Here is a 14,786-nt window from a genome sequence, read left to right as displayed (position 1 = left end):
GGGCTGGAATAGAGCTCAGACTGTGACGGACAAAAAAAGTTCTGCCGGTAAATACGAAAGTGAAAAAAATGTGAAAAGTCGGTGTTTTTCGTCGCCCGGCACTTGCGTAAGTTAATTCCTACGGTAAATATCGCCTCACCAAAACCAGTGAGGCGACCCTCATCATGAAGTACACCTCGATCCTTCTTCTGTCTCTTGGCCTGGCCAGCGGCAGCGTCTTCGCAGGCGGCAATACCGAAGCCGGTGTTGGCGGCGCGCTTGGCGGGGTCCTGGGTTCCGTGGTCGGCAACGCTGTCGGCGGCAGCACCGGTGCAGCCATCGGCGCCGGCGTGGGCGGCGCAGCGGGCGGTGCAGTAGCTGCCCCGCGCCGCAACCGTACTGAAGCCGCTATCGGCGGCGGTCTGGGCGCGGCTGGTGGTCAAGTCGTCGGCAGACAAATGGGCGGCACCACTGGCGGCCTGATCGGCGCAGCCCTCGGCGGCGGCGCCGGCGGTGCGCTGGGCAACGAATACGGCGACCGGAATCGCTACGACGATGACGACTACGACGACGATCATCGCCACTACCGCCGCGCTTACCGCGACCATCCGGGCCGCGGCCATGCCTGGGGCCATCGCAAGCACAAGCATCGCTGGCATGACGATGATTGATCAGCGCCACTAACCGAAAAAGCCCGCTTCCAGCGGGCTTTTTCTGCGGGCTGAGGCCTGGTCGAGCGACAGACGCTCCCCTCCCGAACTCATAATTCTGACCTGCGTCATGGGTGCCCCGGAGACGCCGCGGCACCATGGACTTCCCCTTCGAAATGGAGATTTAGCAAGATGCGCAAAGCAGTAACCGCCCTCGCCCTTAGCCTTCTGGCGACCCAAGCCGTCGTGGCCGGCGAGACCACCAACAACGCCATCGGCGGCGGCCTCGGCGGCGTCCTTGGCAACGTCGTTGGCAACGCTGTTGGCGGCAGCACTGGCGCGGCCATCGGCGCCGGCCTGGGTGGTGCGGCCGGTGGCGCCATGACCGCGCGCAGCGGCCGCAAGACCGAAGCTGCGATCGGCGGTGGCCTGGGTGCGGCAGGCGGCTCGGTAGCCGGCCGCGCGCTGGGCGGTTCCACCGGCTCCGCCATCGGCGCGGGCCTGGGCGGCGCAGCCGGTGGCGCCATCGCCACCGAGCTGAGCAAGGGCGACGGCCATCGCCACCGCAAGCATCGCCACGACTAAGTGTGCGCCCATGAAAAAGCCCGGCATCTGCCGGGCTTTTTCGTTGCGGGCAACAGATCAGCCGAGCTGTTCGGCGCGCGCCTCGATCACGTCGCCGCTGGCCATGCAGGCCGCCGCAGTGAAGAGCACATCGGTGGAGGAGTTCAGCGCGGTCTCGGCGGCGTCCTGGAGGATGCCGATGATGAAGCCCACGGCCACAACCTGCATCGCCACTTCGCTGGGAATGCCGAACAGGCTGCAAGCCAGCGGGATCAGCAGCAGCGAACCGCCGGCCACGCCGGACGCGCCACAGGCGCAGATGGAGGCCACCACGCTGAGGAGGATGGCGGTGGGGATGTCGACCGCGATGCCGAGGGTCTTCACCGCCGCCAGGGTCAGTACGGTGATCGTGATGGCCGCACCGGCCATGTTGATGGTGGCGCCCAGCGGAATGGATACCGAGTAGGTGTCCTCGTGCAGGCCGAGTTTTTCGGATAGCTGCAGGTTGACCGGGATGTTCGCCGCCGAACTGCGGGTGAAGAAGGCGGTGATGCCACTTTCGCGCAGGCAGGTCAGCACCAGCGGATAGGGGTTGCGGCGAATCTTCCAGAACACGATCAGCGGGTTCACCACGAACGCCACGAACAGCATGCAACCCAACAGCACCGCCAGCAGATGGGCATAGTCGGCCAGCACGCCGATACCGTTCTCCGCGAGGGTGGAGGCCACCAGGCCGAAGATGCCCAGCGGGGCGAAGCTGATCACCACGCGGACGATCAGAGAGACACCATGGGACAGGTCGCTGAACACGTTGCGGGTGGTTTCGCTGCCCTGGCGGATGGCGATGCCCAGGCCGATGGCCCAGACCAGGATACCGATGAAGTTGGCCTCCATCAGGGCGGTCACCGGGTTGGCCACGGCGCTGCCCAGCAGGCTCAGCAGTACTTCGGAGATATTGCCGGGCGGCGCCAGATCGGCGGCGCCGGTCGACAGGGCGATGGTCGAGGGGAACAGGCTGGAGGCCAGCACGGCCACCACGGCGGCGGAGAAGGTGCCAATCAGGTAGAGGAACAGGATCGGGCGGATATGGGTACGCTCGCCCGGCTTGTGGTTGGCGATGGCCGCGATCACCAGGACGAACACCAGCACCGGCGCCACGGCCTTGAGCGCCATGACGAAGAGCTTGCCGAGCAGGCCGACGGCGCTGGCAGACTCGGGCGAGGTCAGGGCCAGGGCGATGCCGGCGAGCAGGCCGATGATGATCCGGGTCACCAGGCTGGTGCGTTTCAAGCGTTGCAGGATGGAGCCGTTTGCATGGGTCATGAAAGGTACCGCTGAACGTTCGGGCCGCACGACGGGCCGGCCCCGAGTGGAAATTGAATCCCGATGACACCCCGCCTTCACTGCCGCAGATCAAGCGGAAAAGAAATAACCATGCCGCGCGGTGATTCACCTCGCAGCCGGTCGGGACGTTCGGGTTTGGCGCGCATTGTGCTGATTCGCGCCCGATATGGGTAGAGCGCGCGGACCGTTGGCCCCGTGGATGTCGCCATTCCGGCCATTTCGGGCCGAAATGCTGAAAGTTGCCCACAGGCTACATATGGCGGGGGGACGACTCTGTGGGGGCGAATTCATTCGCTAAGGGCAGCGAAGCTGCCCCCTGGGAGTCAGTCGGGCAGACCTGCGGTCTGCATAGCGAATGAATTCGCCCCCACAGGGAAAGAACCAGATCAGCCCTCTACCACCAACTCCGCCAACGCCCCGCGTAGCGTCTCGGGAATCGGCACCGGCCGGTTGCTCTCGCGGTCGACGAAGACATGCACGAAGCGTCCGGCGGCGCAGGCCTCCTCTTCACCCTGCTTGAAGATCGCCAGTTCGTACTGCACCGAGCTATTGCCCAGCGTGCCCAGCCGCAGGCCGACTTCGATACGGTCGGGGAAGGCGATGGAGGCGAAGTAGTCGCAGGAGGAACTGACCACGAAACCGACTACGCCGCCCTCGTGGATATCCAGGCCGCCGCGCTCGATCAGGTAGGCGTTCACCGCGCTGTCGAAGTAGCTGTAATAGACCACGTTGTTCACATGGCCGTAGATATCGTTGTCGTGCCAGCGCGTGGTGATGGGCTGGAAATGGCGGTAGTCACCGCGCAGGTGCTGGGGTTGGCTCATGGGGTTCCTTGGTTCGACTCAGGGTTGGCGTAGGGTGGATCACGCTTCACCGATCCACCAGACACGGTCACCGGCTGACACTCAGAAGGCCGCCTGGTAGATGGCCAGTGCGTCCCGTTCGCTGACTTCGCGCGGATTATTCACCAGCAGGCGCTGCTGCAACATGGCATCGCTGGCCAACCTCGCCAGCATGGTCTCGGGCACGCCGACCTCGCGCAGCCGGGTGGGCAGTCCGCAGCGTTGGCTGAAGTCGGCCAGCTCGACGATCAGTTGCTCGGCCAGGCTGGCGTCGTTGCCCGGGCGCAGTTTGCGCCCAAGCACCAGGGGCGCCAGCTCCGCATAGAGCGGCGCCGCCACCTCGGCATTGAATCCCAGCACATGGGGCAGCACCAGGGCGTTGGAGAGGCCGTGGGGAATGTGGAAATGCCCACCCAGCGGATAAGCCAGGGCATGCACCGCCGCCACCGGCGCGTTGGCGAAGGCCTGGCCGGCCAGGCAGGCGCCCAGCAGCATCGCCTGCCGCGCTTCGCGGTCGCGACCGTTGTGCACCACCGCATCCAGGTTGCCGGCCAGCAGGCGCAGCGCCTCGCGCGCCAGCAGGTCGGACAGCGGGTTCTTCTTCAGCTTGCTGGTGTAGGCCTCGATGGCGTGGACCATGGCGTCGATGCCGGTGGCGGCGGTGACCGCCGCCGGCAGGCCGAGGGTAAGGTCGGCGTCGAGCAGGGCCAGGTCGGGCAGCAACATCGGTGAGACCACGCCCATCTTGGTTGTCTCGCCGGTAGTGACGATGGCGATCGGCGTCACCTCCGAGCCGGTGCCGGCGGTAGTCGGCACCTGCAGCAGCGGCAGTCGCCTGCCACGGGCATTGCCCACGCCATAGATGTCCGCCAGCCCCTGGCGACACTCCGGGTGCGCCAGCAGGGCCACCAGCTTGGCCACGTCCATGGAGCTGCCGCCGCCGAAGCCCACTACCAACTCGGCACCCAGGGTCCGCCCGAGCTCCACGGCCTCCAGCACCACCGATTCCGGCGGATCGGCCTGGACCTGATCGTAAACCGCCACCGTCAGGCCGGCGGCGGCGAAGCCCGGCAGGATCTGATCGAGCAGGCCGAGGCGGATAATGCCCGGGTCGGTGACCAGCAGCACCCGGCTGGCGCCGCGTTCGTGGCAGAGCTCGGCCAGGCGCACGGCGGAACCGGATTCGCAGAGGATCTGCGCGGTGGTGGCGAAGCTGAAGGGCTGCATCCGGGCGTCCTGCGTTGTCGTTGTAGGGGCGCGCCGCTCCCGCGAGGGCGCGCCAGTTCACTCATCAGAACGCGAAATGCTCGTCGGCCAGGGCCATCAGGCAATCCGCCCCGCCCAGCAGGGCTTCGCGGTGCCCACTGGCCCGTGGCAGCACACGGCGCACGTAGAAGCGCGCGCTGTGCAGCTTGGCCTGGTAGAAATCCGCCTCACCGCTGCCGACCTCCAGGGCATCCTGGGCGCGGGCGGCGGCTTGCAGCCAGAAGCCTGCCAGCAACACATAGGCCGAGTATTGGAGAAAATCCACCGAGCAGGCGCCGATTTCCTCGGGGTTTTCCCGCACGCGATCCAGCAAGGCGGCGGTCAGCGCGCGCCACTCCTGCAGGCGCGCCAGCACCGCGCCGGCCAGTTCGGCCAGTTCCGTGCGATTGGCCTGGGCGTCGGCCAGGGCGGCGAATTCGTCCTGCAGGGCGGCCAGTTCCGCGCCGCTGTCACCCATCAGCTTGCGACGGATCAGGTCCAGCGCCTGGATGCCGTTGGTGCCTTCGTAGATCTGGGTGATGCGGCTGTCGCGCATCAGTTGTTCCATGCCCCACTCGCGGATGTAGCCGTGACCGCCGTAGACCTGCACGCCGAGGCTGGCGACCTCCTGCCCCATATCGGTGAGGAAGGCTTTGACGATGGGGATCAACAGCGCCGCGCGGCGCCCGGCGGCCTTGCGCTGGGCGGCGTCGGGGTGACCGTGCTCCAGGTCCAGCTGGCGCGCGCAGTAGGCGGCCAGCATGCGGCTGCCTTCTACCAGGGTCTTCTGGGTCAGCAGCATGCGCCGCACATCGGGGTGGTGGATGATCGGGTCGGCCGGCTTCTCCGGCGCCGCCGGGCCACGCAGGGCGCGCGATTGCAGGCGTTCGCGGGCGTAGGACAGCGAGCCCTGAAAGGCCTGTTCGCCGATGCCGAGGCCCTGCAGGCCGACCTGGAAGCGCGCGTCGTTCATCATGGTGAACATGCAGGCCAGGCCTTGGTTGGCCTCGCCGATCAACCAGCCGGTGGCGCCGTCGAAGTTCATCACGCAGGTAGCGGCACCCTTGATGCCCATCTTGTGCTCAATGGCGCCGCAGGACAGGTCATTCCTGTTCCCCGGCATGCCATCGGCATTGGCGATGAACTTGGGCACCAGGAACAGGCTGATGCCTTTCACCCCGGCGGGTGCATCCGGCAAGCGCGCCAGCACCAGGTGGATGATGTTCTCGGACAGATCCTGCTCGCCGCCGCTGATGAAGATCTTGCTACCGCTGACCTTGTAGCTGCCGTCGGCCTGGGGCTCGGCGCGTGTGCGCAGCAGGGCCAGGTCGGTGCCGGCCTGGGGTTCGGTCAGGCACATGGTGCCGGTCCACTGGCCGCTCACCATCTTGCCCAGGTAGGCCTCGCGGAGCGCCTCGCTGCCGTGCTTGTGCAGCGCCAGCACGGCGCCTTCGGTCAGGCCCGAGTAGACGCGGAAGGACAGGCTGGCGCCCATCAGCATTTCGTGGAAATTGAACGCGACCAGTTGCGGGAAGCCCTGGCCGCCGTACTCGACCGGACCGGTCATGCTCGCCCAGCCGTTGTCGCAGTACTGCCGATAGGCCTCGCGGAAGCCCTTGGGCGTAGTCACGGCGCCCTGCTCCAGGGTCACGCCTTCCTCGTCGCCACTACGGTTCAGCGGCGATACCACTTCCCCAGCGTAGCGCGCGCCTTCTTCCAGCACGCCGTCGATCAGTTCGCGGTCCAGGCCATTGCCCAGCAGCTCGCAGTGGGCGGCAACGTCGAAGAGTTCATGAAGCACGAAGCGCATGTCGCGCAGGGGCGCCTTGTAAGTCATGTTCAGGCCTCCTGTTGGAAATCGGTGAAGCGGCGATCGGAATCGGCCAGGCGGCGGATCAGCGCCGCCGGTTGCCAGTGGGCGCCGAAGCGCTCGGCCAGGGCCTCAAGGCGCGTGCGGATGGCCGGCAGACCCTGGTTGTCGGCCCAGGTCATGGGCCCGCCCTTGTCGGCCGGGAAGCCGTAGCCGTTGAGGTAGACGGTGTCGATGTCGCCACTGGAGGCGGCGATGCCCTCTTCGAGGATCTTCGCCCCTTCATTGACCAGGGCCAGCAGGCAGCGCTCGAGGATTTCCTCGGCGCCGATATCGCGACGATCGAAGCCGAGCTGCTCGGAGACCTGCAGGACCAGGGCGTCGACTTCCGGGTCCTGCTCGGCCTGGCGGCTGCCCTCGGCGTAGCGGTAATAGCCCATGCGCGCCTTCTGGCCGAAGCGGCCCAGTGCGCAGAGGCGGTTGTCCACCTGCACCGCCGGGTCGTCCTGGCCCTTGCCGGCCAGTTCGCGGGCGCGCCATTCCAGGTCGATGCCCACCACGTCGTACATGCGGAACGGCCCCATGGCGAAGCCGAAGCCCTGCAGGGCGCCGTCCACCTGGTGCGGGTAGGCACCCTCCAGCAGCATCATTCGCGCTTCGCGCACATAGGTGTGGAGCATGCGGTTGCCGATGAAGCCCTTGCAGTTACCGGCCACCACGCTGACCTTGCCCATCTGCCGGCCCAGCTCCAGGGCGGCCTCCAGCACGGCCGGGGCGGTGCGCGCACCGCGGACGATTTCCAGCAGCTTCATGATGTGGGCGGGGCTGAAGAAGTGCAGTCCAAGGACCTGTTCGGGGCGCCGGGTGACGGCAGCGATGGCGTCGATATCCAGGGCCGAGGTATTGCTGGCGAGAATTGCCGTCGGTTTCAGGCGGGTGTCCAGTTCACGAAAGATGCCCTGCTTGAGTTCGAGGTTTTCGAAGACGGCCTCGATCACCAGATCCACATCGGCCAGGGCCTCGATGCCCTCCACCGGAATGATGCGCGCCAGGCGCTCGGCGGCCTGCGCTTCGCTGATGCGGCCCTGGTGCATGTTGTGGGCATAGGTATCGGCCACGACGCCCCGGGCTTGCGCGAGCATCGACGGATTGTTGTCCAGCCAGCTCACCTCCAGGCCGGCGCTGGCCAGGCTCATGACGATACCCCGGCCCATGGTGCCGGCGCCGATCACGGCGGCTCGCTGGATATTGGTCGCGCTCTGGGTCATCGGGTCGTCCTCTTGTTGTTGTGTGAGAGCTGACGAACGCGGCCACCCTGTAGGAGCCAGCTTGCTGGCGAATGCGCCGCGAGGGTTCGCGAGCAAGCTCGCTCCTACGGTGACTCCGCCGCAGTCAGGGCCGCGTCCTCATGAAATCGCCAACCACCTTAAGGAAACCGGTACTATTTTTGAAATTTAGTCTTGTGATAAGGGGAATTCGCCAGGTGAATACCTCGAACTTCGACCTCAACCTCCTGCGCGTGCTGGACGCCCTGCTGCGCGAGCGCAATGTCTCCCGCGCAGCGGAACGCCTCTCCCTCAGCCAGCCGGCAGTGAGCAACGCACTGAACCGACTGCGCGAACTGCTCGGCGACCCGCTATTGGTGCGCGTGGGCCGTGCCATGCAGCCCACGCCTCGGGCCCTGGCGTTGGAAACGCCGATTCGTGCGGCGCTCAAGCAAATCGAGCAGAGCCTGGTGGTCGGCGAAGGCTTCGAGCCGGCACGCAGTCGCCAGCGCTTCACCGTGGCGCTGACGGACTACGTGGAGCTGATCTGCATGCCGCGCCTGCTGCAACAGCTGGCCGAAGAGGCGCCGGGGGTGAAGATCGCCATCCGCCACCTCTCCCCGCGCCTGCCCGCCGAAGCGCTGGACCAGGGCGAGCTGGACCTGGTGCTGGGGCGCTTCGAGAGCATTCCCACGCGCTTCGCCAGCCGCCGCTGGATGAGTGAAACCCTGCGCCTGGTGGCCCGCCAGGACCATCCGGCCTTGCAGCAGGCGCCCGATCTCGCGGCGTTCCTCAGGCTACGCCACCTCTGGGTGCACGGAGGCCAGACCAAAGGCATGGTCGATCAGTGGCTGGGAGAACAGGGGCTCGCGCGGGAGATCGTCTACACCACGCCCAACTACCTGCAGGCCGCCCACATAGTTGCCGACACCGACCTCACCGTCGTGCTGCCGACGCGACTGGCCCAGCACTTCGCGCGCCTGCTGCCGCTGCAGGTGCATCCCCTGCCGTTTGCCCTCGATCCCTTCCACCTGGACCTGGTGAGCGTGGCCCAGCGCGAAGGCGACGAGGCCCTGCAGTGGCTGATCGAACGGTTGATGGCCATCGGGCGCATATGAAAACGCCGCCGCTGCGCGAGGCAGCGGCGGCGTTTCGTAGGTTGGTGCAGAGCGAAGCGAAGCCCAACGCTCCAATGCAAGCAATGAGGGGAGCGCTGCGCACTCCATGTTGGGCTTCGCGGGCTCAGCGCCAACCTACGGAGCCCATCAGAACTGGTTGCGGATCACCGCTTCGTCGAAGGCCAGCTTGCCGATGCGCGGCTTGGCTTCGATGGCTTGCTTGCCCACGGCCACCATCAGGCCGATGGCATGGTTTTCCGGCAGACGGATCAGGTCGGCCACGGCGTCGAAGTCGAAGCCGTCCATGGGGCAGCTATCCAGGCCCTTGCCGCGGGCGGCGAGCATCAGGGTCTGGGCCACCAGGCCACAGCTGCGCATCACTTCGTCGCGCTGCACCTGGGGTTTGCCGCGGTAGTAGGTGTCGATGGCGCCGGCCATGAAGTCCTGCACCGGCTGCGGCGCTTCGGCCCAGACGCGGGCGGCGTCCTTCTCCCAGGCGTCCAGGCGGGCGCAGACCAGCACCAGCATGGAGGCCTCGGTCACCTGGGCCTGGCCCCAGGCCACATCACGGATGCGCTGACGCAGGGCCGGGTCGCTGACTTCCACCAGGCGCACGTGCTGCAGGTTGAAAGCGGTGGGCGCGAACAGGGCCAGCTGCAGCAGTTCGTCCTTCTCCTCGCGGCTCAGGCTGTGGCTGGTGTCATAGCCCTTGATGGCACGGCGGCTGCGGATGGCGTCATCGATATGCATGGAAAGCTCCTAGGAAAAGCGCAAAAAAAGTGGCGCCATCCTAAGCAGGCAATGCCCCCTGTTCCAACACCGATTAACGATGGAATCGATCGAAAAATCAGAATGGGCCGGTTTTCCTGGGGGAGTCCTGTAGGGGCGAATTCATTCGCCCCTACAAAGGCCCTTTCAGCCGGTCTGGCGCACCACCCAGTCGCGTACGGCGGCGTAGGGGTAAGCCTCCAGCGCCGCGAAACCTGGCAGGCTGCGCGCCTTGAGCCGGGTGAAGAGCGGCGCAGTGATGCCGCAGAGCAGGCGGGTCAGGCACTCGGCGCTGGGGGGCATGCCCTTCTGCTCTTCGTGACGGCGGATGAAGGCTCCGCACAGGGCGTGGAAATCCTGCCGCTCCAGCGATGGCAGCGCTGGCGGCTCGGGCAGGCGCGCCACCTGGCCCCGGCAGACCGAGCAGTGACCACAGCGCTCAGGCACCTCGCGGTCGCCGAAGTAGTTGGCCAGCCGGGCGCTGAGGCAGCTCTCGCTGGCGAACAGGGCCAGCATCGCGTGGATGCGGGCAATCTCGCTGTTCTCCTGCTGGTGGAAGTAGGTGTGCAGCTCCCCGCTCAGCGCTTCCAGGTCGAAGGCGGGACTAAGCGGGGCATAGACCTCGGTCATCTGCTTGCTTTCCAGCTCGATCCAGCCGCGTTCCTGGAAGTAGCCCAGGGCCTTCACCACGCGGCTGCGCTCGGCCTGGTGCTGGTGATAGAGGCTGTCGAAATCCACCGTGCACCAGGTGCGCGCGCGGGTGGAGGTCTGCACCAGGGCCTCGACGAACTGCCGGCGCTCGCCTTCGAATTTCTGGACCAGCGCCTCGGGTTCGAGCAGGTACTTGAAGCGGTACTCGGCGAAGTAGGCGAACAGCGGCGCGATGATGCCGCGCAGCTCCAACTGCACCAGCAGTGTCTTCAGCGGCAGCTGGCGGATGTTGCTCTGTTCGGACAGCGCGTTGAGCATCAACTCCCAGCGGTCCCCACCCGTTCCGGCGGCCTTGAGCTCCTCCAGCACCTGGCGGATGCCGGGCAGCTCAGGTGTGTCGCCGTAGACGAAGTTCTCCAGCACGTTGAGGCTGTCGCGGTTGGCCAGCACCAGGCAATCCGAGGCCAATCCGTCGCGCCCGGCGCGGCCGATTTCCTGGCTGTAGTTCTCCACCGACTTGGGCAGGTCGTAGTGCACCACCTGGCGGATATCGCGCTTGTCGATGCCCATGCCGAAGGCGATGGTGGCGACCATGATGTTCACCTGGCCGGCCATGAACTGGCGTTGCAGCGCTTCCCGCGCCTCATGGGGCATGCCGGCATGGTAGGCGCTGGCGGCGATGCCGCGTTGGCTCAGGCGCTGGGCGACCTCTTCGGCGGTCTTCTGCAGGGTCACGTAGACGATGGCCGGCTGCCCGGCGCGCGGTGCCAGCCAGTCCACCAGGCGACGCAGCTTGTCGCCGCCGGCCACCGGTTCGACCAGGAGGTTGAGGTTCTCGCGGTAGAAGCCGGTGGTGATCACATCGGCATCGGCGATGACGAATTTGCGCTGCATGTCGGCGATCACCGCCGGCGTCGCGGTGGCGGTCAGCAGCAGCACCTGGGGAATGCCGAACTGGCGCTGGTACTCGGGCAGCTTGAGGTAGTCAGGACGGAAGTTGTGGCCCCACTCGGAGATGCAGTGCGCCTCGTCCACCACCAGCAGGGAAATCGGCACCTGCTGGATGAAGCTGCGGAAGCGCTCGTTCTTCAGGCGCTCCACCGAAATCATCAGGATCTTCAGCTCGCCGGAGCGCGCCCTGGCCATGACCTCGGCGGCCTCCTCGCGGCTTTGCGCCGAGTCGATGCTGGCGGCGGCGATGCCATGGCGATGGAGGAAGGCGAGCTGGTCCTGCATCAGCGCCAGCAGGGGCGACACCACCAGGGTCAGGTGCGGCAGGTGCAGGGCCGGCAGCTGGTAGCACAAGGACTTGCCGGAGCCTGTGGGGAAGATGGCGGCGGCCGAGCGGCCGGCCAGCACGGCGCTGACCGCCGCCTCCTGGCCGGGGCGGAACTGGCGGAAGCCGAAGACGCGTTCGAGTGTGTCGTGCATGCGGGTCTCTCCTGTACCGGCCATCAGCGGACCTCTCATCCTAGGGAGCGCCATTGTAGGAGCGAGCTTGCTCGCGAATTGCCTGAATCCGGTTCGCGAGCAAGCTCGCTCCTACAGGTTCAGCTCAAGAGGACCAATGAAAAAGCCGCCCGGAGGCGGCTTCTTCGATCAGGACGCGGTGCGGCTTAGAGCTGCGGGCCGGCGTTCTTGATGGCGTCGGAGACGTCGAACTTCTTGAAGTTCTCGACGAACTGCTTGGCCAGGGCCTTGGCGGCTTCGTCGTAGGCAGCCTGGTCAGCCCAGGTGTTGCGCGGGTTGAGCAGGTTGGTGTCGACGCCCGGAACGGCTTTCGGCACGTCCAGGTTGATGATGTCCAGGTGCTCGGTCTCGGCACCGATCAGCGCGCCGCTCTGGATGGCAGCGATCACGCCACGGGTGGTCGGGATGTTGAAGCGCTTGCCGACACCGTAGCCACCGCCGGTCCAGCCGGTGTTGACCAGGTAGACCTTGGAGCCGAAGCCCTTGATGCGCTTGATCAGCAGTTCGGCATACTCGCCGGCCGGGCGCGGGAAGAATGGCGCGCCGAAGCAGGTGGAGAAGGTGGACTTGATGCCACCGCCGGAACCCATTTCGGTGGAGCCGACCAGCGCGGTGTAGCCGGACAGGAAGTGGTAGGCAGCCTGCTCGTTGTTCAGGATGGAAACGGGCGGCAGGACACCGGTCAGGTCGCAGGTCAGGAAGATCACGGCGTTCGGCTCGCCGGCGCGGTTGGCCTCGACGCGCTTCTCCACCAGCTCCAGCGGGTAGGCGGCGCGGGTGTTCTGGGTCAGGCTGTCATCGCTGTAGACCGGCAGACGGGTTTCCGGATCCAGCACCACGTTTTCCAGCACGGCGCCGAACTGGATGGCTTTCCAGATCACCGGCTCGTTCTTCTCGGACAGGTCGATGCACTTGGCATAGCAACCGCCTTCGATGTTGAACACGGTGCCCACGCCCCAGCCGTGCTCGTCGTCGCCGATCAGGTAGCGGCTCGGGTCGGCGGACAGGGTGGTCTTGCCGGTGCCGGACAGGCCGAAGAACAGGGTGGTATCGCCCTCTTCGCCCACGTTGGCGGCGCAGTGCATCGGCAGCACGTCTTTTTCCGGCAGCAGGAAGTTCTGCACGGAGAACATGGCCTTCTTCATTTCACCGGCGTAGCGCATGCCGGCGATCAGCACCTTCTTGGCGGCGAAGTTGAGGATCACGCAGCCGTCGGAGTTGGTGCCGTCACGCTCCGGCTCGCAGACGAAGTTCGGCGCGTTGATGATCTGCCACTCCTGGCGGGACTGCGGGTTGTACTGTTCCGCATTGATGAACAGGCAACGGCCGAACAGGTTGTGCCAGGCGGTCTCGGTGGTCATCTTGACGGCCAGGTAATGCTCGGGATCGGAGCCTACGTGCACATGGGAGACGAAACGCTCGCGTTCGGTCACATAAGCTTCGACACGGGCCCACAGTGCATCGAACTTGTCCACCGGGAAGGGGCGGTTGATGTTGCCCCAGGCGATCTTGGCGTCGGTGCTCGGCTCTTGAACGATGAAACGATCTGCCGGAGAACGACCGGTGCGGTGGCCGGTTTTCACTACCAACGAACCGTTGGCGGCCAGTTCACCCTCGCCACGGCGAATGGCCTCTTCGACCAGTTGCGCGGCGCTGATATCGGTGTACACGGCGTTATTGGCTTGCGTCATGTGGTTCCCCGTCGGCGAAAGGCCGAGTCCTCCAAACGATTTGTAGTGGGTACTGGGACCCGCTACCGCGAAAAAAGTGCGCGCGATTATGCCAGAAAAGCCCGCTTTGGGTAGAAACCTCCTGTCAGACTGGCATATTCATGACCGATAATCGCACCGCGGTCATACAGCGACCCTCGAGGCACACTACCTCATTTCAGTGGCGCGTTTCCGATGGTGCGCCACTGCCGCCACCGGCGAACAGCTGGGCGATATCCGCCGCGTCGAAGCTGTAGCGCTGGTTGCAGAATTGGCAGTCGATCACCACGGTGCCGCCACTTTCCTGCAGCAGGGCTTCGGCGTCGTGCTGACCCAGGCTGACCAGCGCATTGGCCGAACGCTGGCGTGAGCAGCTGCAGCGGAAATGGATGGCCTGCGGATCGAACAGGCGCACCGCTTCCTCGTGGTAGAGGCGGTGAAGGATGGTTTCGTTGTCCAGGCCGAGCAGCTCCTCGGCGGTCAGGGTGTCGGCCAGTGTGGTCAAATGCTGCCAGCTGGCCTCGCGCGCCTCAGGGTCTTTCAGGCGGTCGGCGGGCAGCGCCTGGAGCAGCATGCCCCGGGCGTTGCGACCGTCGGCGTTGAGCCAGAATCGGGTGGGCAGCTGCTGGGAATTGTCGAAGTAGCCGGAGAGGCATTCGGCCAGGGTGGCGCCTTCGAGGGCGACTATGCCCTGGTAGCGCTGGCCCTGCTTCGGATCGACGGTCAAGGTGAGTGCGCCTTCGGGCATCAGCTCGTGCAGGCCGGCCCCCGGGGTGACCTGGCTGGCGTGGTAACGGGCGATGCCGCGCAGCTCGCGCTCGCTGGAGCATTCCACCATCAACAGCGGAACCGCGCCCGAGGAGCGTGCCTGGAGCACGAGCAACCCATCGAACTTGAGGGTGCCGACCAGCAAGGACGCTGCGGCGAGCATTTCGCCGAGCAGTTGGGCGACAGGTTCCGGGTAGGGGTGCTTGGCCAGCACATGGGCGTAGCTCTCGCCCAGGGAGACCATTTCACCGCGCACGTCGGTGTCGTCGAAGAGAAAGCGTTGAGTGAAGTCGTATTCGTGCATATCGGCGGGCCGTAGCGAGGTACAGCACGGACGGACGCCGGGCTGTCGGGAAGAAAGGCAGAGTCAGCCAAGCGACTCCGGGATGGCGGAATATTAAGGACAAAGACCGAGGCATCCAAGGGGGACGCCAATTATTCGGCAGATTCGACCAGACGTCCGCACAATCGACGATTTTCTGTCGAATAAGCAGATTGAAAAAAGCGCCCTAACCAGTAGAAATCCAAGGACTTTGCTTTCCAGGAAATAGTGGCACTTTCGCATTTTGCGACCCGCCAGCGGCCATTTCCCCACCACCAGCC

At 65.8% G+C, this 14,786-nt stretch carries 12 protein-coding genes; 3 read left to right on the top strand and 9 right to left on the bottom strand.

Going from position 1 to position 14,786, the window contains the following annotated elements:
• Nucleotides 1-164: 164 nt before the first annotated feature.
• Both E8F12_RS17010 and E8F12_RS17005 read left to right on the top strand, forming a co-directional pair.
• Nucleotides 165-650: a hypothetical protein gene (locus E8F12_RS17010; protein WP_280326388.1), complete on the top strand. Its 486-nt coding sequence runs from the start codon at nt 165-167 to the stop codon at nt 648-650.
• A 171-nt stretch (nt 651-821) separates the two neighbouring features.
• Complete coding sequence (locus E8F12_RS17005) at nt 822-1,214, top strand: hypothetical protein (RefSeq protein ID WP_280291489.1); 393 nt, start codon at nt 822-824, stop codon at nt 1,212-1,214.
• Nucleotides 1,215-1,271: 57 nt separating this feature from the next.
• Here the strand turns inward: E8F12_RS17005 and sstT are convergent, their stop codons facing one another.
• The 5 genes from sstT to E8F12_RS16980 form a co-directional block, all read right to left on the bottom strand.
• Nucleotides 1,272-2,516, bottom strand: coding sequence for a serine/threonine transporter SstT (gene sstT, locus E8F12_RS17000; protein WP_280326387.1), 1,245 nt, complete (start codon nt 2,514-2,516; stop codon nt 1,272-1,274).
• A 407-nt stretch (nt 2,517-2,923) separates the two neighbouring features.
• Nucleotides 2,924-3,361 carry a thioesterase family protein gene (locus E8F12_RS16995; protein WP_280326386.1) on the bottom strand — a complete coding sequence of 146 codons (438 nt, stop codon included), beginning with the start codon at nt 3,359-3,361 and terminating at the stop codon, nt 2,924-2,926.
• 81 nt (nt 3,362-3,442) lie between these two features.
• Entirely contained in the window at nt 3,443-4,606 is a 1,164-nt protein-coding gene (locus E8F12_RS16990) for an iron-containing alcohol dehydrogenase (protein WP_280326385.1), read from the bottom strand.
• Between the two features lie 64 nt (nt 4,607-4,670).
• Nucleotides 4,671-6,461, bottom strand: a complete 1,791-nt coding sequence (locus tag E8F12_RS16985; RefSeq protein ID WP_280326384.1) for an acyl-CoA dehydrogenase C-terminal domain-containing protein — start codon at nt 6,459-6,461, stop codon at nt 4,671-4,673.
• Nucleotides 6,462-6,463: 2 nt separating this feature from the next.
• Complete coding sequence (locus E8F12_RS16980; protein WP_280326383.1) at nt 6,464-7,702, bottom strand: 3-hydroxyacyl-CoA dehydrogenase; 1,239 nt, start codon at nt 7,700-7,702, stop codon at nt 6,464-6,466.
• 215 nt (nt 7,703-7,917) lie between these two features.
• Here E8F12_RS16980 and E8F12_RS16975 point away from each other — a divergent pair, with 215 nt between their 5' ends.
• Nucleotides 7,918-8,817, top strand: a complete 900-nt coding sequence (locus E8F12_RS16975; RefSeq protein WP_280326382.1) for a LysR family transcriptional regulator — start codon at nt 7,918-7,920, stop codon at nt 8,815-8,817.
• 147 nt (nt 8,818-8,964) lie between these two features.
• Here the strand turns inward: E8F12_RS16975 and E8F12_RS16970 are convergent, their stop codons facing one another.
• From E8F12_RS16970 to hslO, 4 genes are all read right to left on the bottom strand, one after another.
• Entirely contained in the window at nt 8,965-9,567 is a 603-nt protein-coding gene (locus E8F12_RS16970; protein WP_280326381.1) for a nitroreductase family protein, read from the bottom strand.
• Between the two features lie 165 nt (nt 9,568-9,732).
• Nucleotides 9,733-11,667: an ATP-dependent DNA helicase RecQ gene (locus E8F12_RS16965; protein WP_280326380.1), complete on the bottom strand. Its 1,935-nt coding sequence runs from the start codon at nt 11,665-11,667 to the stop codon at nt 9,733-9,735.
• 185 nt (nt 11,668-11,852) lie between these two features.
• Nucleotides 11,853-13,397: a phosphoenolpyruvate carboxykinase gene (locus tag E8F12_RS16960; protein ID WP_280326379.1), complete on the bottom strand. Its 1,545-nt coding sequence runs from the start codon at nt 13,395-13,397 to the stop codon at nt 11,853-11,855.
• Between the two features lie 196 nt (nt 13,398-13,593).
• Nucleotides 13,594-14,487 carry an Hsp33 family molecular chaperone HslO gene (gene hslO, locus E8F12_RS16955; RefSeq protein ID WP_280326378.1) on the bottom strand — a complete coding sequence of 298 codons (894 nt, stop codon included), beginning with the start codon at nt 14,485-14,487 and terminating at the stop codon, nt 13,594-13,596.
• Nucleotides 14,488-14,786: the final 299 nt, after the last annotated feature.

This window comes from Pseudomonas sp. BN102 (assembly GCF_029871245.1).
Taxonomy (GTDB): domain Bacteria; phylum Pseudomonadota; class Gammaproteobacteria; order Pseudomonadales; family Pseudomonadaceae; genus Metapseudomonas.
The sequence above is the reverse complement of the archived record's forward strand: the minus strand, read 5'-3'. Positions and strand labels throughout refer to the sequence as shown.